The sequence below is a fragment of the Cognatiyoonia sp. IB215182 genome, from assembly GCF_033963905.1.
Lineage (GTDB): Bacteria > Pseudomonadota > Alphaproteobacteria > Rhodobacterales > Rhodobacteraceae > Yoonia.
Window position 1 is genome coordinate 143,062 of sequence record NZ_JAXBMB010000003.1, and the last position, 21,659, is coordinate 164,720.

23 protein-coding genes and 1 tRNA gene are annotated in these 21,659 nt (G+C 58.2%); 12 read left to right on the forward strand and 12 right to left on the reverse strand.

The window, feature by feature from the left end; genetic code table 11:
* The first annotated feature begins 11 nt into the window (after positions 1–11).
* Genes hydA through SLH47_RS06870 form a run of 5 tightly spaced genes read left to right on the forward strand, consistent with a single transcriptional unit; the run spans position 12 to position 4,510 of the window.
* Positions 12–1,427 (forward strand): dihydropyrimidinase, encoded by a 1,416-nt coding sequence (gene hydA, locus SLH47_RS06850; protein ID WP_320238724.1) that lies wholly within the window; start codon positions 12–14, stop codon positions 1,425–1,427.
* An 8-nt stretch (positions 1,428–1,435) separates the two neighbouring features.
* Positions 1,436–1,825: a VOC family protein gene (locus tag SLH47_RS06855; RefSeq protein WP_320238725.1), complete on the forward strand. Its 390-nt coding sequence runs from the start codon at positions 1,436–1,438 to the stop codon at positions 1,823–1,825.
* Positions 1,822–2,493, forward strand: coding sequence for an aspartate/glutamate racemase family protein (locus tag SLH47_RS06860; RefSeq protein WP_320238726.1), 672 nt, complete (start codon positions 1,822–1,824; stop codon positions 2,491–2,493). Before SLH47_RS06855 ends, SLH47_RS06860 begins: the two co-directional genes overlap by 4 nt.
* The gene (locus SLH47_RS06865) at positions 2,480–3,403 is read left to right on the forward strand and encodes a dihydrodipicolinate synthase family protein (RefSeq protein ID WP_413785629.1); all 924 of its coding nucleotides are present in this window, start codon (positions 2,480–2,482) and stop codon (positions 3,401–3,403) included. The genes SLH47_RS06860 and SLH47_RS06865 overlap by 14 nt, the downstream gene beginning before the upstream one ends.
* 54 nt (positions 3,404–3,457) lie before the next feature.
* On the forward strand, positions 3,458–4,510 hold the full coding sequence (locus SLH47_RS06870) for a glycosyltransferase 61 family protein (protein ID WP_320238728.1): 1,053 nt from the start codon (positions 3,458–3,460) through the stop codon (positions 4,508–4,510).
* A 1-nt stretch (position 4,511) separates the two neighbouring features.
* On the opposite strand, the gene SLH47_RS06875 is transcribed toward SLH47_RS06870, so the two are convergent.
* A tRNA-Arg gene (locus SLH47_RS06875) sits at positions 4,512–4,588 on the reverse strand.
* A 168-nt stretch (positions 4,589–4,756) separates the two neighbouring features.
* Here SLH47_RS06875 and SLH47_RS06880 point away from each other — a divergent pair.
* The gene (locus SLH47_RS06880; protein WP_320238729.1) at positions 4,757–6,241 is read left to right on the forward strand and encodes a peroxidase family protein; all 1,485 of its coding nucleotides are present in this window, start codon (positions 4,757–4,759) and stop codon (positions 6,239–6,241) included.
* A 185-nt stretch (positions 6,242–6,426) separates the two neighbouring features.
* Entirely contained in the window at positions 6,427–6,759 is a 333-nt protein-coding gene (locus SLH47_RS06885) for a hypothetical protein (RefSeq protein WP_320238730.1), read from the forward strand.
* A 26-nt stretch (positions 6,760–6,785) separates the two neighbouring features.
* Here the strand turns inward: SLH47_RS06885 and SLH47_RS06890 are convergent, their stop codons facing one another.
* The 9 genes from SLH47_RS06890 to SLH47_RS06930 all read right to left on the reverse strand — a co-directional run bounded on the left by SLH47_RS06890 (position 6,786) and on the right by SLH47_RS06930 (position 14,907).
* Positions 6,786–8,006 carry a cysteine desulfurase gene (locus SLH47_RS06890; RefSeq protein WP_320238731.1) on the reverse strand — a complete coding sequence of 407 codons (1,221 nt, stop codon included), beginning with the start codon at positions 8,004–8,006 and terminating at the stop codon, positions 6,786–6,788.
* On the reverse strand, positions 8,006–8,599 hold the full coding sequence (locus SLH47_RS06895; RefSeq protein WP_320238732.1) for a YIP1 family protein: 594 nt from the start codon (positions 8,597–8,599) through the stop codon (positions 8,006–8,008). The genes SLH47_RS06890 and SLH47_RS06895 overlap by 1 nt, the downstream gene beginning before the upstream one ends.
* The gene (locus SLH47_RS06900; protein WP_320238733.1) at positions 8,596–9,099 is read right to left on the reverse strand and encodes a YIP1 family protein; all 504 of its coding nucleotides are present in this window, start codon (positions 9,097–9,099) and stop codon (positions 8,596–8,598) included. Before SLH47_RS06900 ends, SLH47_RS06895 begins: the two co-directional genes overlap by 4 nt.
* On the reverse strand, positions 9,099–10,385 hold the full coding sequence (locus tag SLH47_RS06905) for a SufB/SufD family protein (protein WP_320238734.1): 1,287 nt from the start codon (positions 10,383–10,385) through the stop codon (positions 9,099–9,101). Before SLH47_RS06905 ends, SLH47_RS06900 begins: the two co-directional genes overlap by 1 nt.
* Positions 10,386–11,141, reverse strand: a complete 756-nt coding sequence (gene sufC, locus SLH47_RS06910; protein WP_320238735.1) for a Fe-S cluster assembly ATPase SufC — start codon at positions 11,139–11,141, stop codon at positions 10,386–10,388.
* 99 nt (positions 11,142–11,240) lie between these two features.
* Positions 11,241–11,759: a hypothetical protein gene (locus tag SLH47_RS06915; RefSeq protein ID WP_320238736.1), complete on the reverse strand. Its 519-nt coding sequence runs from the start codon at positions 11,757–11,759 to the stop codon at positions 11,241–11,243.
* A 115-nt stretch (positions 11,760–11,874) separates the two neighbouring features.
* A complete protein-coding gene (gene sufB / locus SLH47_RS06920) occupies positions 11,875–13,398 on the reverse strand; it encodes a Fe-S cluster assembly protein SufB (protein WP_320239084.1) in 1,524 nt (507 codons plus the stop codon).
* A 13-nt stretch (positions 13,399–13,411) separates the two neighbouring features.
* Positions 13,412–14,446 (reverse strand): cysteine desulfurase family protein, encoded by a 1,035-nt coding sequence (locus SLH47_RS06925; protein ID WP_320238737.1) that lies wholly within the window; start codon positions 14,444–14,446, stop codon positions 13,412–13,414.
* Complete coding sequence (locus SLH47_RS06930; protein ID WP_320238738.1) at positions 14,443–14,907, reverse strand: Rrf2 family transcriptional regulator; 465 nt, start codon at positions 14,905–14,907, stop codon at positions 14,443–14,445. Before SLH47_RS06930 ends, SLH47_RS06925 begins: the two co-directional genes overlap by 4 nt.
* A 164-nt stretch (positions 14,908–15,071) precedes the next feature.
* On the opposite strand from SLH47_RS06930, the gene SLH47_RS06935 reads away from it, so the two are divergent.
* From SLH47_RS06935 to SLH47_RS06950, 4 genes are all read left to right on the forward strand, one after another.
* Positions 15,072–15,725 carry an alpha/beta hydrolase gene (locus SLH47_RS06935; protein ID WP_320238739.1) on the forward strand — a complete coding sequence of 218 codons (654 nt, stop codon included), beginning with the start codon at positions 15,072–15,074 and terminating at the stop codon, positions 15,723–15,725.
* A gap of 2 nt (positions 15,726–15,727) precedes the next feature.
* Positions 15,728–16,111, forward strand: coding sequence for a hypothetical protein (locus tag SLH47_RS06940; protein WP_320238740.1), 384 nt, complete (start codon positions 15,728–15,730; stop codon positions 16,109–16,111).
* 633 nt (positions 16,112–16,744) lie between these two features.
* A complete protein-coding gene (locus SLH47_RS06945; protein WP_320238741.1) occupies positions 16,745–17,077 on the forward strand; it encodes a TfoX/Sxy family protein in 333 nt (110 codons plus the stop codon).
* A gap of 41 nt (positions 17,078–17,118) precedes the next feature.
* Positions 17,119–17,538: a DUF4112 domain-containing protein gene (locus SLH47_RS06950; RefSeq protein ID WP_320238742.1), complete on the forward strand. Its 420-nt coding sequence runs from the start codon at positions 17,119–17,121 to the stop codon at positions 17,536–17,538.
* Here the strand turns inward: SLH47_RS06950 and ndk are convergent.
* Positions 17,535–17,957 carry a nucleoside-diphosphate kinase gene (gene ndk, locus SLH47_RS06955; RefSeq protein ID WP_320238743.1) on the reverse strand — a complete coding sequence of 141 codons (423 nt, stop codon included), beginning with the start codon at positions 17,955–17,957 and terminating at the stop codon, positions 17,535–17,537. The two genes, SLH47_RS06950 and ndk, sit on opposite strands and share 4 nt — an antisense overlap.
* Before the next feature lie 109 nt (positions 17,958–18,066).
* Between ndk and SLH47_RS06960 the strand changes: the two genes are divergently transcribed.
* A complete protein-coding gene (locus SLH47_RS06960; protein WP_320238744.1) occupies positions 18,067–19,377 on the forward strand; it encodes an MFS transporter in 1,311 nt (436 codons plus the stop codon).
* Here the strand turns inward: SLH47_RS06960 and SLH47_RS06965 are convergent.
* Positions 19,374–21,542 carry an esterase-like activity of phytase family protein gene (locus SLH47_RS06965; protein WP_320238745.1) on the reverse strand — a complete coding sequence of 723 codons (2,169 nt, stop codon included), beginning with the start codon at positions 21,540–21,542 and terminating at the stop codon, positions 19,374–19,376. The genes SLH47_RS06960 and SLH47_RS06965 overlap by 4 nt on opposite strands.
* Positions 21,543–21,659: the final 117 nt, after the last annotated feature.

Below are 21,659 nucleotides of genomic sequence, written 5' to 3' on the forward strand. Positions count from 1 at the left end.
GGAGCCTGTGGATGCCTGATCAGTTCGACGTTGCCATAAGGCAAGGGCAAATCGTGACGCCCAATGGCATTGTCACCGGCGATCTTGGCATGCGTGATGGATTGATCGCAGAGATTGCGCCGACACTTGGCCCTGCCACAAAGGATATCGATGCAAGCGGACGATGGGTGATGCCAGGCGGGGTCGACCCGCATGCCCATATCGAGCAGATGTCGGGCATGGGCCTGATGAATGCCGACACATTTGAGACGGCGACACGTTCTGCCGCGATGGGTGGCACGACAAGCGTGATCTCTTTTATCGCGCAGGCCGAGGGCCAAAGGCTGTCAGACGCCATGGCCGATTACAGCGCGCGCGCGACGCGCGGCGCGATGATCGATTACGCATTTCATATGATCGTGTCTGACACCGATGCCCCAGATCTGGATCAGGATCTTGGCGCCCTGATTGATGCGGGCAACCGCTCGATCAAGGTGTTCACAACATACAACATCCAGCTCAACGATGCAGAGATCCTGCGTGTTATGTCGGTCGCGCGCGCACATGGGGCACTCGTCTGCGTGCATGCGGAAAACGACGCGATCATTGCCCGCGCCAAGGCCTCTTTGATCGAAGCAGGCAACATCGCGCCGCATTTCCACGCCGCCTCGCATCCCCGCATGGCCGAAGTCGAGGCCGTTGCCCGCATCTGCCGCTTTGCCGAACATCTCGGTCAGCCGGTGATGCTGTTTCATATCTCAACCGCCGAAGGGGCCGCGATCGTACGCGATGCAAGACAGCGCGGCGCACCGGTCTGGGCCGAGACCTGCCCGCATTATCTGTTCATGACTGAAGAGATCCTGAAGAAAGACGGGATCAATGGGGCGAAATGGATGTGCTCCCCCCCGCAGCGGACGGAAGCGGATCAAGATGCGCTGTGGCGGGCGCTCGATCAGAATGATCTGCAAATCGTCTCTTCCGATCACGCGCCCTACCGGTTTGACGAGACGGGCAAGCTCAGCGCTGGCCCGACCCCCGGTTTTCATCAGATCGCCAATGGCCTGCCGGGGCTGGAGACCCGGCTGCCGCTGATGTTCGACGCAATGGTCAGCCGTGGGCGGGGCGGGCCGGAAGCGTTTGCGCGACTGACCGCAACAGCCCCAGCCGAAATCTACGGCCTCCCGGGCAAGGGTGCGCTGGCCGTCGGAAACGACGCCGATATCGCGGTGTGGGACCCGGACAAGACAGTGACCTACAGCGAGAACGATCTGCACGACAATGTCGGCTACAACCCCTGGGTCGGGTACGGCGTGACTGGCTGGCCGACAGACGTTTTCCTGCGCGGTGCGCATCTTGTCCAAGACGGCCAGTTCATGGGCGCAGCCGGCACCGGCCAAAAGATTGACCGCCCCACCCTGCCCCTCGCACCGACAACGCCTGTTGCATAGGATTCTTCATGCCGCCTGCTCAAACCGATAACCAGCTTGCCATTACATTCCTCTATTACCGCGACCTCCCCCGTGCGATGCGCTTTTACGAGGATGTCATGGGCCTGCCGCTCGCCATCGATCAGGGCTGGTGCAAGATCTACCAGATCTGCCCCGGTGCCCATGTGGGACTGGTGGATGAAACAAAGGGCATGAACAAATGGGCGCCGGTCAAGCCCGTCCAGTTGTGTATTCGTGTGCCCGATGTGGCCAGCTGGTACGACTATGCGCAGGAAAAGACGCTGGATAACCTTTCAGAACTGTTCGTGAATGATGAAATCGGGATCAAAGCCTTCGTCTTTGATGACCCCGAAGGCTATCAGATCGAAATCCAGTCAGCGACGCGCGCGGGCGCATGACCCTCATTGTCATCAATCCCAATTCCTCGGAAACGGTCACCGCGGGCATTGATCAAGCCGTCGAACCACTGCGCCGCTTCGGCACCCCGATCCGATGCATAACACTTACCGAAGGCCCGCCGGGTATTGAGAGCCAGCTCCAGGCCGATCTGACCATCGCGCCGATGCTGCGTCTCGCCGCTGCGCAGCCGGATGCGTCCGGCTATGTCATCGCCTGCTTTGGCGATCCGGGCCTGCATGCCCTGCGCGACCAGACAACCCTGCCCGTGCTTGGCATTCAGGAAAGCGCTGTGATGACCGCGCTCACCCTCGGCCAACGCTTTGGCGTTATCGCGATCCTGCCGCAATCCATTCCGCGCCATCTGCGCGCGTTTGGGGCGATGGGTGTCTCAGACCGTCTGGCCGGTGACCGCGCCCTAGGCCTGAGCGTTGCGGATCTGGCTGACCCCGCACGCAGCCGCAATGCCATGGTCGCAACAGCCAAAGACCTGCGCGACCGGGACGGCGCGGATGTGCTGATCATGGGTTGCGCGGGCATGGCACAATATCGCGAAGTGCTTGAAGGTGAAACCGACCTGCCAGTGGTTGAGCCCACACAGGCCGCTGTCGCCATGGCACTGGGGCATATTGCGCTGAAGCTCAGCAAAAGAGGAAATGAGCATGCTTGATGAAACGGCAAAAGGCGTCTTTACCATCGCCGTCACACCATTCCTTCCCGATGGGGCGCTGGATTGGGACAGTGTCGACCGGATGGTCGACTTCTACATCGAAAAGGGTGCAACCGGCCTGACCATCCTGGGCATGATGGGGGAAGCGGGCAAATTGACGGCGGAAGAGGCGATTGCCCTCGTTCAACGCGTCACCAAGCGCAGCACTGTTCCTATCGTCGTTGGTGTCTCCGCGCCCGGATTTGCAGCCATGAAAACGCTCGGCGACGCGGCGATGGACCTTGGCGCGGCAGGCCTGATGGTGGCCCCGCCAAGCACGCTGCAAACGGATGATCAAATCGTCGCCTACTATCACAACGCTGCTGAAACGCTTGGCGCAGCGCCATTCGTGCTACAGGATTTCCCGCTGGTGACAAAGGTGCAGATCACGCCGAAGGTCATCCTGCAAGTTGTGGAGGATTGCCCAACCTGCGTGATGCTGAAACACGAAGATTGGCCGGGCTTGGACAAGATAACCGCATTGCGCGCTGCATCCGAGGCCGGTGCCCGGCGGATTTCGATCCTTTGCGGCAATGGCGGTTTATACCTGCTTGAGGAAATGCTACGCGGCGCAGATGGGGCCATGACAGGCTTTGGATACCCCGAGATGATGGCACAGGTGGTCGCTGCCTTCAAAAAGGGCGATGTTGCGCGTGCCCGCGATATCTTTGACGCCTATATGCCGATGATCCGGTACGAGGCACAGCCGGGCCTTGGCCTTGCCATTCGCAAACACACATTGGCAAAACGGGGCGTGATCGCGCATCCAACCTTGCGCAAACCCGGCGCTGGCCTCAGCAAATCAACGCAAGCAGAGATTGATACGCTTGCGGAACGCCAGACACAAAGGCTGCAACTGCTTGGCCATTGACCCATGCTTGGGTAGATTGTGGAAAGTCGCCGATCAGTTGAAGGAGCGCAAAGGTTGCGCAGATTTTATCCGATAGCAGCACCCCTCATCGCGCGTCTGAGCCGATCTGACGGCGTTCTATCTCGCGACATATTGCAAGCCGAGGAGGTCGAAGAGGTTGAGCCACCATTTCTCAGCGACACATCGCGCGCCCTTGTCACCGCAACTCATCCCTGGACAAATCCGGCATTTGAACTTGAGCTGGCTGACGCGCGCACCGCGACACATATGCCCGTCATCCGCATCAATCACGGTCCCGGAATCGTCGGACCCGATGGATTTGCCACACGCTTTAGCCGCCAACGACTGGGTAATACATTCGGCAAAAATGCATTGACCGCGCGCGCTGGCCACGCACCCCAGATTGCCTATCTCAACGACCTTTCAACGCATCTTTATTTCGGACACTGGCTGAAAGACGGCGTACCGCAGACATTCCTTGCGGATGATGGGCATTACTACTTTTCGAACCCTGAATCATGGCATCATTGCACGGAGTATCGTGAGATACTCGAGCTGCGTCCGCGGGATACGGAATACCTATATGCCGATGAGATCGTTACCTTCTCTGATTTTGCTCAAGGCAGCCTGAAACGGAAGCGCTATCAGAAGATGAAGGCGTGTCTGGCCGACACACTGCCCGCCCCGACCAAGGATCACCCCAAGGTGTTTTTGTGGCGCGGCAATGCAGGCGCGAGCCGGAACTTTCGCGACCCACAACAGGTCTATGACCGTTTGGTCGCGGATGGCTGGCACATGGTGGAAGTGACTGCACCTCTCGCCACCCTCTATCAGGCGCTGTCAGGGGCCCAGATCGTCGCAGGAATGGAGGGGAGCCACCTCAATCATGTGCATTTCTGCACCAAGCCGGGCACGATACAGATCATCCTGGTGCCGCATGACCATTTCAACATGGTCCATCTTGGCCTTGCACGCGCTGTGGGCAATACCTGCGGTTTCTGTGTTCTGTCCGGAAGCGGTCAAGATGGATATGTGATGGATTTCGATGCATTTGCCGAAGCAATTGACGGCACATCGTCGATACAAGCCAAATCAAAAGTGGTGTAGCTGGCGCACCCGAGAGGATTCGAACCTCTGGCCTCTGCCTTCGGAGGGCAGCGCTCTATCCAGCTGAGCTACGGGTGCCTAACCGCCCAACTAGCATCGCCCTAACCGTCCTGCAATGGGCAATCGCAGGTCTGGGAAACCTGACTTGCAGGATCGGTCAGCGATGCCATGCTGCGCTCATCGTGCGGCATTCTTGTTTTCCGCTCGCACGTGCTCTTTTTGAAAAACCATTTTTGGAGAAAAGATATGAGTAAGACAGCCCATGGGATGTCCCGTTACGATCTGTTTCTAAACGAATGTCTCAAGCAGCACGGAACGAATGATCCCCGCCCTCTACCTCAGGTCTTCGGCTATCTTGGCCATCAAAACCCTGTCACGGGCAACCTGACCAAGGCGCATATTGTCGATGCATTTGACGCCCTTGTCGAAACCATGCGCACGACGAAGGTGGAAGATGGCCCGGCCGATGCGGGCATGACCTTCTTTGGTCAGTTCATCGACCACGACATCACGCTCGACACAACAAGCGCGATTGGCACCGCCATTGATCCACGTTCTATCCGAAATGTGCGCACGCCCAATCTTGACCTTGATTGCGTCTACGGTGATGGACCAGAGGCATCGAACTACCTCTACTCCCATGCAGAAGGTACTGAAAACTTTCTGCTTTTTGGACGTAAGGACAACCCTTACGACCTTGCGCGCAATTGCAAGGGGACCGCGCTGATTGGTGACTTCCGCAATGACGAGAACATCATCGTCAGCCAGATCCAGGGGGCGTTCATCTGCCTGCACAACATTCTGATGACGCATATTCATGAGGGTGATGATCAGGCGCATGACATCGCCGATTGTGCCCAGATGGGTGTGCGGAGCGAGGTGTGGCACCATATCCTGCCGCCGAAGCTACAAGGGTTTGAGCAGGTCCGCCGCTTCATTCGGCTTCATTATCAATGGCTTGTGCTGCATGAATTCCTGCCCGCCTTTGTCGATCAGGATGACATTGATCACGCGCTGGCCCATGACATCTTCCCGGATGCGCCGATGATGCCTGCCGAGTTCTCGGTCGCCGGTTTCCGGTTCGGGCATGCGACCGTGCAGCCGCAATATGTGATGCGCAAGGGTGAGGCACCCTTGGATCTCTTTGCCCTGCGCGGCTTCGGCCCCCGCGACCCCGGTGCCACGATTGAGCTGGATCAGTTCTTTGGCAAACACGCGCAGAAAGCCCTGCCCGTCGGCACGAAGATGGCGGAAACCCTGTTCGAGCTGCCTGACAATATTGTCGGGTCCGGCCTGACATGGGGCGAGCATGAGATCCCGCTTGAGCAGGCAAAGAAGCTGGGTCTGCGGAACATTCTGCGCGACCGGACGGCGATGCAGATCCCCTCAGGTCAGCAGATGGCGCGCAAGCTGGGCCTGCATGTACTGGACACGCCAAAGGCGCTGAAAGAGCGTCACATCGACAAGACACCGCTTTGGTTCTATCTGCTGCAGGAGGCGCAGGAGAAAGGCAAAGGGCGTCTGAGCGGCGTGGGCGGCAAGATCGTCGCTTCGGTCTTTGTCAGGCTGCTGCGTGAGGATCCTGAAAGCATCCTGAATCTGCACGGTTTTGAACCCTGGTCCGGTTTCGGCGACGAATGCACGATGGCGAATGTCATGAAATTCGTCGAAAAACACCGTGATCACGTGAAGAACCGAGAAGACCTCTATTGCGGTCCAGAAAAACACTGAAGACTGAGCGCGCACGGCAATCGTGCGCGCTCTATCACACAGCCAACTTGCGGAACCCAAAAGTAGACATGATTTTGGTTTTCGGGTTAGGAGGCTGAGTTGCGAGACTAAGCTGACTTTGACAAAGATGCCGACGTGGCAGTAGCAAAGCTAGCACATTATTCAACCCAGGGCTTGACCACTGAATGGCAACATTTGAAGTTCGGTTAATGTTTGAGTGGGGAGGACCTTGTCTATGGGGCATGAACGAAGCGGCGAAATCCGCTTTTGGTGGCTATTCAGGCTTGGAGAATACCTTGCCGTTGTCAGAAGACACAAAGGCCAAACTGTTTGAACTAATAGAGGTTCACGATCGAGCGTTAGACTGCGCAAACCCCGGTGGACCCAGCCTCTGGTCTAAGGAAGACTTTGACAGGTTCGAGACCGAAGCACGCGGCATTTTGAAGGTAATTCAAACGGAATTAGATGACCGCTTTCTAGTTTGGTACGAGCCTGTAGGTGAGGCAGATAAACAGTAGGATGGCCTCTAACCGGACTTGCTCGCCTACGCAAAAAGATCGTGACAAAGCTCCAGCGCGTCGACCAGCACATCCACCTCATGGGTGGTGTTATACATCCCAAAGGATGCACGACAGGTGGCGCCGACGCCCATATGCTCCATCAGTGGCATGGCACAATGGGTGCCAGCGCGAACCGCGACACCCTTTTTGTCGAGCACGGTTGAAATGTCGTGAGCATGGGCCGCCCCGTCGAGCGTGAAGGAAAAGATGGCCCCCTTCGTTGCTGACTTCCCCTGCACATTCAGCCAGTTGAGACCGTCGAGCCGGTCGCGCGTATAGTCGCGCAACTCCCGCTCATAAGCGGCGATATTGGCCATGCCGAGGCCCATCATGTATTCCAGCGCGACACCCATCCCGATGATCTGAACGATCCCGGGCGTGCCTGCCTCAAACATCATGGGCGGATCGTTCCATGTAACAGTATCGCGCGTGACATCGCGGATCATATCGCCGCCACCCATGAAGGGGCGCATCTCGGCCATCCGCTCCTTGGAAACATAGATCGCGCCGGAGCCTGAAGGTCCGTAGAGCTTGTGGCCGGTGATCGCATAGAAATCACAGCCTAGGTCCTGCAGATCGACCGGCATGTGCACGGCGGCCTGCGATCCGTCGACCAGCACTGGCACGCCTTTGGCATGGGCGGCGGCGGTGATCGCCTTGATATCGACAATGGTGCCCAGCACGTTCGACATATGGGTCAGCGCCACAAGCTTGGTCCGGGGACCAATAGCATCGATCACCTTTTGCGGGTCAAGGTCACCATTGGCATCCACATCCACCCATTTGATCACCACACCCTGCCGCTCACGCAGGAAATGCCAGGGGACGATATTGGCGTGATGCTCCATGATCGACAGCACGATCTCATCACCGGCCTGCATCTGCGGCATGGCCCAGCCGTAAGCCACCATGTTGATGCCTTCAGTCGTGCCGGAATTGTAGATGATGCAATCCTCGGACGGGGCGTTCAGGAACTTGGCGATGATGCCTCGGACGCCTTCATATTTGTCGGTGGCCAGATTGCTGAGGTAATGCAGCCCGCGATGCACATTGGCGTATTCCTGCGAATAGGCCTGTGCGACCGCATCAATCACCACCTGCGGCTTTTGCGCCGACGCACCGCTGTCGAGATAAACAAGCGGCTTGCCATGCACCTCGCGCGACAAGATCGGAAAGTCTGCGCGGACCTTTGCGACATCAAACATCATAATGCTCCCGGTGGGGTGATCCCCAGCATGCCCATCACCAACCCTGTGCCCAGCACGGTGCCAATCAGGGCCATGAAAATCACGACGACGGCTTTGCCCAGATTCGCAAAACCATGCAGGACATTCACCAGATTGACAAAGACCCAAATGATCGCACCCAGCGACATCAGCCCGAAAAGCGCGGCAATCGCGGGGCTGAGCAGGACAAGCAAGACCTGCATCCCTTCCAGTGTCAGACTGACCGCCTGAAACCAGATCAATAGGGTCAGCGTCCCCTCAATCGTGCCATCACCACCCATCATGCGTCCGGCATGGACCAGCATGAAAATCATGAAGGTGAGAAAAGCGCCGATAATCGCCAAATAGCCAAAGGGCGACACGGTGATCACCTGCTCGGGTGCATCGGCGGACATGGGCGAAATGAGCTGCAGCACGCCCAACAAAAGCACGTTCAGCACAGCGACCAGCGCCAGCGCGGTCCACAGGACATCGCGCGAAAACTGCATCGACAGCACCTTGCCCGCCATCTCGGCGGGTTGGGTCACGCTGATCCAGACCGTTTGCATCCAGGTTTGGAAACTGATCGTCATGCTTTGCTTTCCGCCTCGCGCAGACACTGCACCCAAATGATCAAAAAGGATGCTACCCATATCGCGCCGACCAGACGGGTTTCAACCCCGGGCCCCATGAAACCGGCGGTCAGTCCATAAAGCAGCAAAAGCGGGGTCGTCGCCAGCATCGTCCAGAAGAGCGCCAGCCGCGCGCCGTACCAATCCCCCTGCCCGCCCAACGCCCGGGCAATCACATGCGTCAGCGCGGCAAAGATATAAAGAAACAAGGGCCAGATCATCAGCCACGCCATGAACTCATAGGCCATCAACCGATCAAGTGCTGGCGCATCGGCACCGGGCGGTAGGTCAAAACCCGCCGCGAGGCGCGACAAGCGCGGCCATTGCGCCACGAAGATCAGAAAGCAGGCGATCATCAGATAGGCAATGGCCCGATCCTCGCGCCGCCCCTGATCCAAGAGGTCGCGCATCACCGCCCGTGGCCTGCGCCACGTGCGGACGATGTCCGTCGTGACCGGCATCAGCTATGGCGCGACAACCAGCTTTCGAGCCGGTCCCGCAGTTCATCTGCCAGGGCGCTATCGTCAATCTCGTCCAGTGCTTCGGCGAGGAAGGATAGCGTCAGAAGGTTCCGCGCATCCGTCGCCGACACCCCGCGCGAACGCAGATAGAAAAGCGCCGTCTCATCAATCGCGCCGGAGGTGGAGCCATGCGAACAGGCCACGTCATCGGCGTAGATTTCAAGCTCCGGCTTGGCGAGGAACTGGCTGTCGTCATCTAACAGAAGCGACTGGCTGATCTGATAGCCATCCGTCTTCTGCGCGCCCTCTTTGACGAGGATCTTGCCCTGGAACACGCCCGTCGCGCCGTTGCGGAGGACCTTCTTAAAGACCTGACGGCTTTCGCAATTGACTGCGTCATGGGTGATAAACACCGTGTCATCGTGATGAAAATCCTTGCCATCCCCGACGCAGGCTCCGGCCACATGGGCCACAGCCTCATCGCCGACAATCTCGATCACACATTCGTTCCGCGTCAGCACACCATTGAAGGTGAGTGTGAAGGATTTGAAGCTGGAATTCGCCGCAATCCTTGCAAAACAATGGGTTGAGGCACGACGTTCATGGTCGCGGCCTTGCGCGCGGACGTGGTGGAACACTCCACCTTCGGCCACTTCGACTTCAAGCTGCTTGGAGAAACGCGCGGCGGCAGGGCCGGTTTCGAGCAATGTGACCTCGGCGCCCGCATCGACTTTGACCACGTTATGCAGCACCGCATCAGAGGCAACATCCTGATGCAGATAGATGAAGTTGATGGGTTTTGAGACCTTGCCCGTGGCGCGGATAACAACACCATCTGTGGCCAACGCCGTGTTCAACGCGGCCAAGGGGCGTTCAACGGGTTTCTGGCCGCGTGCCTCAAGCACACCATAGATGTCCTTGACCCAATGGATGTCGGCCTGCATCGCATCCGCGAGCCGTTCGATCTCAACGCCTTCCGCGCTCAGATCGTCCGAGGCGTCCGCGTCAAACACCCCATCGACAAAGACGATCCGCACGCGATCCACATCCGCGAAAAGCGGGCCTTCATCATTGTGAAAAAGGGCAGCTTCTGGCGCTGTTGGGGCATTCAACGACGTCGGATCGGTATATTTCCAATACTCGTCCCGTTTGCTGGGCAGGCCCATCTGCCGCACGCGCGCGAGTGCGGCCGACCGCGCCTCTTTCGCCCAGGCGGCGCCATCGGGCAGCGTTACGCCGCTCAGACGCGCCTCGGTCGCATCGATTTTGACTTGTGGAAGGGCCATTTACGCCACCCCTGCCAGAATGTCGGCATAGCCGTTGTTTTCGACCTCCAACGCCAGTTCGGGGCCGCCGGATTTCACGATCTTCCCGTCCGCCATAATATGCACCACATCGGGTTTGATATGGTCCAGAAGGCGCTGGTAGTGGGTGATCACAAGGAATGCCCGGCCCTCCGAGCGCAAAGCATTCACACCCTCCGACACCAGCTTCATCGCATCCACGTCCAGACCGGAATCGGTTTCATCCAGGATGCACATCTTTGGCTCCAGCATCGCCATCTGCAGGATTTCGTTGCGCTTTTTCTCACCACCTGAAAAGCCCACATTGACGGGGCGCTTGAGCATATCGCCGTCGATCTTGAGGCTCTTGGCCTTTTCACGCACAGCCTTCAGGAAATCACCCGCGCTGAGTTCTTCCTCGCCACGCGCCTTGCGCTGTGCGTTCACCGCCGTCCGCAGGAAGGTCATGTTACCCACTCCGGGAATTTCGACCGGATATTGAAACGCCAGAAAAAGGCCCGCTGCTGCACGCTCTTCGGGCTCCATCTCCATCAGGTCAGCGCCATCCAGCGTGGCCGATCCTTCGGTGACCTCATAGCCATCGCGCCCCGACAGCACATAAGACAATGTGGATTTCCCGGATCCGTTGGGCCCCATGATCGCATGGACCGTGCCGGGTTCAATCGTCAGATCAACGCCTTTGAGGATCTGCTTGTCTTCTTCTTCCAATTGGACCTTCAGGTCTTTGATTTCCAGCATTGTTCTCTCCTCAGAATGCGAATGATTGCGGCACGCCAGTTGGCCCCTTGCGCGCGGTCGCGCAAAGGGTGGTGCCTGCAGAGTTTGGACGTTTAGGGACTAAAAGTTGTAGACCGTCGACCCGATCACGACCGATGGCGGTTGTGTTGTCTGTTCGATATAGGCCGCGTATTCGGGCGTGTAGATCGTCGCCATCTGTTCGGGCCAGCGCCAGAACAGATTGTGTCCTGCCGCCAGCATTGCGCAAACGCCGACGATCTGGGAAAACCGTGCACCCCATGAATTGCGTTTGATTAACGCGGTCAAAACCAAAAGAACCCAAAGCCCCGCGATCAGATCGATCGCAATCGTGATCGGCGTCGTCTCGATCAGCTCGAAATACCGGACGCGGAAAAGCTGCGCGACCGCGAGGCAAAACGCGCCGATCACGACTGACACGATAAACGGCCCAATGACATTCTCGTCGTCGGCCACTTTCGGCTTCTTGATCTTGTCGCGCGGCACCCGCTTGGGGATGTGCATCTTCAGATCGGGGTCGTAGTAGGACTTGTTGCGCGGATTGTTGATCTTCTTGATCCGCCGATTGAAGTCGTTGATGTCCTGCTTTGTGTTCGCCATCGGCGGCAACCCCGAGATGTCTCCAATACATCTCAATTGCCATCCAACTGCGGCAAGATCGGGGCCACCCGATGACCGTCTCGCGACGATGTATGCGGAACTGTCGCGACATCTGCTAGCCGACGGAGCCTTCCAGCGAAATCGCGACCAATGCCTGCGCCTCCATGGCAAACTCCATGGGCAGGGCCTGCAGGACCTCTTTGCAGAACCCGTTCACGACAAGCGCAACCGCCTCTTCCTCGTCCATACCGCGGGAACGGCAGTAGAAAAGCTGGTCATCATCCACTTTGGACGTGGTCGCCTCATGCTCCACACGCGAGGAGTTATTCTTCACCTCGATATAGGGCACCGTATGCGCCCCGCATTTGTCGCCGATCAGAAGGGAGTCGCATTGCGTGTAATTGCGGCTGTCCTTGGCCTTCGGGTGCATTGAGACAAGCCCGCGATAGGTGTTCTGCGCCTTGCCCGCACTGATGCCCTTCGACACAATCCGCGACTTCGTGTTCTTGCCCAGATGCAACATTTTCGTGCCCGTATCGGCCTGTTGCATGTTGTTGGCGATGGCGATGGAATAGAACTCACCCTGACTGTCATTGCCGCGCAGGATGCAGCTTGGATATTTCCAGGTCACGGCAGAACCGGTCTCAACTTGGGTCCACATCACCTTGGCCCGGTCGCCCCGGCAATCGGCGCGTTTGGTCACGAAGTTATAGATCCCGCCATTCCCGTTCTCATCGCCCGGATACCAGTTCTGGACGGTGGAGTATTTCACCTCCGCATCTTCCTCGACGATGATCTCAACAACTGCTGCATGCAGTTGCGCCGTATCACGCTGGGGCGCCGTGCAGCCTTCCAGATAAGAGACATACGATCCCTTGTCGGCAATGATCAGCGTCCGCTCAAACTGGCCCGTATTCTCTGCGTTGATCCGGAAATAGGTGCTCAGCTCCATCGGGCAGCGTACGCCCGGCGGGACATAGACAAACGACCCGTCCGAGAAGACAGCGCTGTTCAGTGTCGCATAGAAGTTATCCGACGGCGGCACGACGCTGCCCAGATACTTCTTCACCAGCTCCGGATGTTTCTCAATCGCCTCTGATATTGAGCAGAAGATCACCCCGGCCTTCTCAAGCTCTTTCTGAAAGGTCGTCCCGACGGAGACAGAGTCAAACACCGCATCCACAGCAACCTTGCGACCTTCGGCGGGTGCCTCCTCAGCACCCTCCACACCGGCAAGGATCATTTGTTCCTTCAGCGGAATGCCGAGTTTTTCATAGGTGGCGAGCAGCTTCGGATCGACATCGTCCAAAGACTTCGGCTTCTCCTCCATGCTCTTTGGGCGCGCGTAGTAATAGATGTCCTGAAAATCGATATCCGGGTAATTGACCATCGCCCAGGTCGGTTCTTCGATCTTTTCCCACCGCGAAAAGGCCGACAGACGCCAGTCGGTCATCCAGTCCGGCTCATTGTTCTTCTCGGAAATAAGGTGCACGATCTCGGGGTTCACGCCCTTGGGCGCGTATTCCATCTCGATCTCGGTTTCCCAGCCGTATTTGTAATTGCCCGAGAGCTCTTTTACCGCATCAACCGTTTCCTGATCGACACCTTCTTTGACTTCGACTGTATCCATCGCGTTCATGGCATCCTCTCGTTCAAGCAGCCCGCCTGCGGGCATGTTTTTCCGTCCAGGCCTGCGCAAAGCGCATGGCCTCCTCCTCTGTTGTCTCCAGACCCAGCGAGACGCGCAAAGCGCATGCCGCCTGATCATCTTCGAGGCCCAAAGCCCGCAAAACCCGGCTGACCTTGACCTTGCCGCTGGAGCAGGCGGACCCCGCTGAAACAGCAAAACCCGCCAAATCCATCGCCATTACCTGGGTTTCGCCCTTCCACCCTTCGGTGATGAAGCAACTTGTGTTCGGCAACCGCTTAACGTCTTTCCCGACAAAAATAGTCCTGTTTTCGGCAGCCTCAATAGCACTTTCTAGAATATTTCTAAGTTTCTGCACGCGGTCCCATTTTCCAGCCGCCAGATCAGCCTGTGCCGCCGCGGCAGCAGCACCCATTCCGGCAATCGCCACCACGTTTTCCGTGCCAGAGCGGCGACCCATCTCTTGCCCGCCGCCCTTTATTTGTGCAGCAACATCAGTGCCTTGCGGGAAGATCAAAGCACCCACACCCTTTGGGCCGCCAAACTTGTGAGCGGACAAAAACACCATCCCGACGCCGGACCAGTTGAAAGCAAACGGGATGCGGCCGAACCCTTGAGTGATGTCTGACACCGCCAGCTCCTGCGGCAAATCCTGCACAATCCCCGTTTCCGAGTTGGCCAACTGCACAACGGACGATGCCGGATCGTCGACAATTACCGCCCCGTCCACAACGGGCAGGCAAGGATCAATCCAGGCATGCACCGCATCATGCTCAATCGGTGCGGCCTTCAAACCGCGCCCCGCAAGCGCCAGCGCCGCCGCCTCGGTCGCGCCAGAGGTAAAGACGACATCCGCACCGGATGCGCCAACCGCCTCGGCCACCTGCGCGCGCGCCTTCTCGATCACCCCCTTCGCCGCACGACCTTCGGCGTGCACCGAAGATGGGTTGCCTGCAACATCCATTGCCGCCAGCATCGCAGCGCGGGCCTCGGCCCGCAGCGGAGCCGTCGCGTTATGATCCAGATAAACGCGGCTCACGCGTCCGCATCCACAACTTCGAACAAGGCGGGCACGGCTGGACATGGCGCCAGTTCATTGCCGACCACATCAGACAGCCGGGCCTGATGCAGGAACACATAGACATGGGCACTCAGCCCCTCCCATAACCTGTTGGTCATGGACTGCGCGCGACTGCCAGAAGTTGCCCCCGACGCGCCGGCGCCCTTGTGCATGGCTGACACCGTCTCATCCACCGCACCCAGAATTTCCGACACACGGATATCCGAAGCCGGGCGCGCCAGACGGTAGCCGCCACCCGGACCGCGCACCGACTCCACCAGACCGGCCCGACGCAGCTTGACAAAAAGCTGCTCAAGATACGGCAGCGAGATATCCTGGCGCTTGGAAATCTCTGTCAGGTTCACGAGGTCATCACTCTCTTGCAGCGCCAGATCTGCAAGGGCAACCATCGCATAACGACCTTTCGTGCTGAGTTTCATAAAGCCTCCCCCAGACCACGACGCAATTCCATTGACGGCGCAGCCTCACGTCATTACTTCACCGTGAAAACTGAATCTGGGCCAATCCCCAAGTTTAGAATTCTTCTAAAGTGCCTGAGCATTTTCGTCAACAATGCAATCGGGCCAGAACAGACGGAATACGAATGCCCGAAGTTATCTTCCCCGGACCCGAAGGGCGCCTCGAAGGGCGCTATCACCCCCAAAAAGACCGTGACGCCCCCATCGCCATCGTGCTTCACCCGCATCCGCAATTTGGTGGGACGATGAACAATCGCGTGGTCTACAACCTGCACTATGCCTTTTACAACATGGGCTTCACCGTGCTGCGGTTCAATTTCCGCGGCGTGGGCCGTAGCCAAGGTGAGTATGATCAAGGCGTTGGTGAGCTTTCCGATGCGGCCTCCGCGCTCGACTACCTGCAATCGATGAACAACAATTCCAAGCATTGCTGGGTTGCCGGTTTCTCTTTCGGCGCTTGGATCGGCATGCAACTCTTGATGCGGCGGCCCGAGATTACCGGCTTCATCTCGGTCAGCCCACCGGCCAACATGTATGATTTCAGCTTTCTGGCCCCCTGCCCATCATCGGGGCTGATCATCAATGGCTCCAATGACCGTGTTGCGCCCCCGCAGGACACCGTCAACCTCGTCAACAAACTGCACGAGCAAAAGGGCATCACCATCACCCATGAATGCATGGAAGGTGCCGGGCATTTCTTCGAAGATCCGCATATGGATCCGATGATCGAGACCGTGAAAACCTATGTCCGGCGGCGATTGACGGAGACCACGCGCTAACCATGGCTGATGATTACCTTGAGCGTGTTGCGGGTGAACTGGCCGATCTTGCGCTGGCCGACGAAAGGCGCAGTGCCGATAATCGGATCGTTGATGAGATTGGTGAAATCGTCGGCGCCTCGTCGCAAACACTGCAAGAGGCGTTTCTGACCGCCGTGCGTGTCCGCCGGGCCGAAGCCCGCGCCCGGCAAATGCTGGCCGAACGTGCCGCCGAGCAAATGAACAAGGCCACGCCGCTCATCTCGCAGGATGAGGCATCAGATGCCGAGGTGGTTGATGAGCCCGCAGAAGACACGGCCCCCGTTGCACAAGGCGACAGCGACACCGAGGCGGTGATGGAAGAAATCGACAACCTGATCAAACCGACCCGGCCGGGGCGGCGTTGATCCGGGGAATCAGTTCGCAAAAATCTCTGTACTATTTGCGCAAACATGACCTCTCGGCCTGGTTCATCGCTGTCATCCCTCAGGCAGAAAGCTGCAATACTTGATCAAACAGGTTTCAGTTCTGACACATAGCGGCGACGGTCTGCCCTGCAAAATCGCCCCAAACTTGCCAAGCGTTACATGAAATCAGGGTAAGCCGACTAGGCAAGCGCAGAAAACTATTATTCTTTTTCAAATACCTCCGATACACTCTTAAACTAATGTGACGATCAGCACAGATAAAACCGGATCTATTCGTCACATTTTTGTCACGTCACAAGCCCGTTCAGGCCACAGCCGCCTCGTCAGATCAAAGGTAAGCTGGATAGAGTAAATGTACGAGCAAGCGAAAGGACCATGAAATGGCCAGCGCAAAACCCAATATCCCCAAGCCCGCCGCGGCGGCAAAACCAGCCACCCCTGCACAACAGGGGCAAAGCAAGCCGCAGACACCCGTTTATACTGATTTTGCGAGTATCTAACGGTTAACATAGTTGCAGATGGCCGGTGAGGTCGTTGCTGCCAGGATCGTCCTCCCCGATCCCGCCTTGCCCCTCACTGGCCCTTTTTTCGCAGGCCGCATAGACTGGCCGCATGGCAGCACTGACAACGATCCGCAACATTGGTCCCGCTTTTGCAGAGGCGTTGACCGCGGTTGGCATCACATCGGCAGAAGAGCTGCATGCACTCGGCGCCGATGCGGCCTACGCCAAACTGCTCGAAAACGGCAGCAAACCTCATTTCATCGGCTATTACGTTCTGCACATGGCGTTGCAAGGCCGTCCCTGGAACGATTGCAAGGGGGCCGAGAAACAGGCTCTGCGCAAGCAATTCGACGCGATCAAGGCCCGCAGTTTCGACCAGAATCGGTCGGAACTTGAGAGAATACTGAACCAAATTGGTGTCATTGATCGCAAAGTAAAGTGAATACCCTTCACATAACGATGGAAATCGTGTATGTAAAAGGTATGAACATAGAACAGGATATTGATTTCGAACTCGACCGCCTGCGCAAGCTCGCCTTTCGGATGGACGCCCTTGTCACGATCCCCGGTACGCGGATCTGCATTGGTTTTGACAACCTGATAGGCCTCATGCCGGTCGTCGGTGACCTGTTGACCGCCCTGCCCGGCCTTTGGACGATCAATCAGGCGCGCAGGCTGGGCGCCTCACCCGGCACGCTGGCTTACATGGTGCTCAATACGGCCTTTGATACGGCCATTGGCATGTTCCCGGTCGTTGGTGACGTCTTCGACGTTTTCTATTGCGCCAATATCCGCAACTACCGCGCGCTTGAGCGCAATCTGAACAAAAAAGTCGCCCGCGCCAAAACGGTGCGGACGACCCATGATCCTGTGAGGTGGGCAAAACCCACGCTAATCGGTTAACCAACCAATTCGAGACCGGAGAAGAAGAAGGCGATCTCTTCGGCTGCGGTCTCTGGCGCGTCCGAGCCATGAACGGAGTTTTCGCCGATCGACAAGGCGAATTCCTTGCGGATCGTGCCGGGGGCCGCGTCTTCGGGGTTCGTGGCACCCATCACTTCGCGGTTCTTCGCAATCGCGTCTTCGCCCTCGAGGACCTGCACCACAATCGGCTCCGAGATCATGAATTCGCACAGTTCGTCAAAGAATGGACGTTCCTTGTGCACACCATAGAATGTCTGCGCCTGCGCCAGGGTCAGCTGGATGCGCTTGGAGGCGACAACGCGCAGGCCAGCCTCTTCGAATTTGGCGACGATCTGACCGGTCAGGTTACGCTTGGTGGCGTCAGGTTTGATGATCGAAAATGTGCGCTGGATTGCCATGATCTCTGGTCTTTCCTTGATAGGTTTACATTTGCGTCGCCCCTAGCATGGTGCCCAAGCAGAGAAAAGGGGCTTTGCGCAGGGCAGATCGGGGCGCTAGCCTTGGCCTATGTGGCAGCTGGTTTTCCACCCTGTTTTCGGGCGGCTCTTTGCGGCACAGGTCGTGGCACTTCTGGGCACGGGCCTTCTGACCGTGGCGCTTGGCCTTTTGGCCTTCGATCTGGCGGGCGCGGCTGCAGGTGCCGTTCTGGGCACGGCCTATGCGATCAAAATGATCTCCTATGTGGGGCTGTCGCCGATTGCCGGCGCTTTGGTCGCCAAGATCCCGCGCAAACGGGTGCTGATCGGGGCGGATATCGTCCGGGCCGTGGTCGCGCTGTCGCTGCCCTTCATCACGCAGGTCTGGCAGATTTATCTGGCCATATTCCTGCTGCAGGTCGCTTCCGCCACTTTCACCCCGACCTTTCAGGCAACTATCCCCGACGTGCTGGAAGACGAGGATGACTATGCCAAGGGCCTTTCGCTTTCGCGCCTCGCCTATGATCTGGAAAACCTGCTGAGCCCCGCGCTCGCTGGTCTCCTGCTCTTGCTGATCAGCTATCACTGGCTGTTCGGAGGTACGGTGATCGGATTTCTGATCTCTGCCCTTTTGATACAAGCCACCGCACTGCCTATGCGCCGCGCGGGCAAGGACCGTTCGTTCTCTGAAAGGCTGACGCGAGGCGTCCGGATCTATCTGGCCACACCACGCCTGCGCGGCCTTTTGGCGCTCACCCTGCCTGCCGCTGCGGCGAGCGCCTTTGTCATCGTGAACACTGTTGTTGTAGTGCGCGGTTTTTATGCCGGAAGCGACCGCGACGTGGCCATCGCACTTGCCGCTTTTGGCGGAGGGTCAATGCTGGCCGCGCTCGCCCTGCCGCGCCTGCTGCAGAACCGCAATGACCGCCCGGTGATGCTGACCGGTGCCACGCTCCTGACGCTGCTGATGGGGCTACAAACCGCCATCACCCCGAGTTGGCCCTTGTTTCTGGGTCTTTGGACATTGATGGGTCTTGGCTATTCCGCGACGATCACTCCGCAAGGGCGGTTGATCCGCCGGTCGGCCCATGCTGATGACCGGCCCGCAGTTTTTACCGCGCAATTCGCATTGTCACATGCCTGTTGGCTGGTGACCTATCCACTAGCCGGTACGCTGATGACGCAGTACGGCGCACAGGTGACCTTTGCCGCGCTGGGTGTCCTTGGGCTGACCGGCGTCGCACTCGCATGGAGGCTTTGGCCTGCAGGCGATCCGGTGATCGTGGCACATAGCCATCCGGACCTGCCCGACGATCATCCGCATCTGAAAGGGGGCGGGCACAGCCATGCCCACCCCCTGATCATTGATGACGAACACCATGCGTGGCCGACAAACGGTTAGCTTCCGCTGTCGGTCAGGCCCTCCACAGCGAAGAACATCGTCTCACCGGAATGGTCATCCACCCCGTCATTGTCCGTCGCCACCCAGGCGCGGCCATCCGGGGTGAAGGTCAGACCTTCTACCTTATCGAGGACATAGCCGCCGGTGCTTGTCAGATCGGGGATCAGGTCGCGGACAACTTCTTTGGTCACAACCGGCAGGTCACCACCCAGCGGTGCAGGCACCATTTGGTCGAGCGAGACGCGCGTGATCTGCTTGGTCACTGCCGCTGCACCGATCTGGTTGTCACGCTCCAGAAGGTAGACATGGTCGCCTTGGACCACGATCTCAGAGAGGCCAACCCAACCGGCGGTCGGTGCGTCGAGCGGATAGTGCACGGCACCCCATTCCTCAGTCTCCAGGTTGTAGGCCACCAGTTTCACCAACCCTGCCGGATCATCTTCCCATTCCCGCTGCACAGCCATCCAGAGCGTATCACCGACCAGCGTCAGCCCCTCAAAGCCAAAGCGGCGCTGAACCGCCAGCAATTCATTGGGTAGGCCAATCTCTTGCGCGATCTCGCCATCAGCATTCACATGATAGAGACCATGCGGCACCATCCGATCAATCCGACCTTCCGAGGCGACCCAGTAACCACCCTCACCATCCGAGGTGATCCCTTCCATATCCAGCTTCTGCGCCGGACGCCCCGCACGTGTGATCGGCAGCGCATCTGTGATACGCGCAGGCGTTGCGCTGACATCAATGGTAAAGACTGTCGGCTGATAGCCATAAAAGCTGTCGTTCACGGCCACCAGCGTCTCGTCACCCACCGCGGCAAGGCCGGAAATCGCGCCCCAGCCAATCAGCTCATCCGCGCCAGCCGAGGTCAGATGCGGGTAAACCGGATCGGCGTCAGAATATTCAAAGATCATCACATGGCTGCGCACCCCGCCATCTTCGATCAGGTCCACCTCATTGGCCGAGACCAGCAGGTTCCGCTCCGGGATCGACACATAGCCCTCTGGCCCGATCCCCGATGGCAGCAGCTGCGTCAGCACCGGGCTCGCCAAGTCAGTCGCGTCATAGACACCGACCATCGACCCACGCTCAGACCCCACAAAGATCATCCGCGTATCGCCAAAGGTGGCCGTCTCGATGCTTTCCGGCTCCACCCCTTTGCTGTCAGAGCGTTTGTCTGGATAGTGCCCCGCCTGAATGATCGCATGTTCAAAGCTGACACCGCTTTCGTAGACAACCGTGCCGTCACGGTTGAAGACCGTCCAGCCGCGAGAGCCGCCGTCCATGTCACCTTCATTGGCAGTGGCAAAGTGGTCTTCATCGACCCATTTCACCGCATCTGGCTCGCGCACAACGCCCGTCTGGCTTTCGGTAAAGATCAGCGCGCCGCTCTCGTCGGTCGCGTCGATATTCTCCAGATCAATTGCGCCAGCACTGAAATGCGAGGTCACCTCGCCCGCACGGTTCACCACCACCATGTGGTTGTTTTCCTGCAGGCTGACGACCACATCACCTGCCGCGTTGATGTCGACAAATTCAGGCTCGGGGTCCTCGGGGCTAACCTCGGCAAGGCCCGTCAGCGCGACCGTCTGCAAAGTTGCGCAATCGGCCCCCGCTTCGCTGACATCAACCATCACCAATGCGCCGGCAGGCAGCTGACCCGTGCGGCCATCGCCCAAGTCCTCATCCCGCTCATTCTCGATGGCGACGGCAACAAAACTGCCATCGGGCGCGACTGCAATGCTGTCCGGCTGACCGCCCAGATCACAGCGGCTAAGCTCGTCGCCGCTCGCCACATCGATGGCAACCAGATGACCGGATGGATCCGTATAGCTCTCGGATGTGTTCACACCGACAAAGGCCGTCGCACCGGCGATCCCCACAGCGGTTGGCTCACCATCCAGAGCAACATTGCCCAAAGGCGCTGGGTTCGCAGGATCAGTGATTTCAATCCGCCCGATCACCCCCAGCGGGCTGTCCGTATAGACCAACGTCATGCCATCCGCGGTTACTGCGATGATTTCGGCTGAGGTTTCAACGGCTTGATCACCGTCGCCGATATTCAGATGGGTTGGAAAGGATGCTATGCGGTTGAATGCGTCCGCCTGTGCCACACCAGCAGTAAGCGCCAAGACAGACGTCAGGCCAATGGTACGATAAGTCATGAAGGTCCCCAAATTTCTCGTGCCGCATCCCATGCAGCGTGGGGGCAACGATAACGTAACAAAGGAATGAAGATTTTGTGACAGAGACCCGTGCGGACCGCCATTTGAACGGAGGCC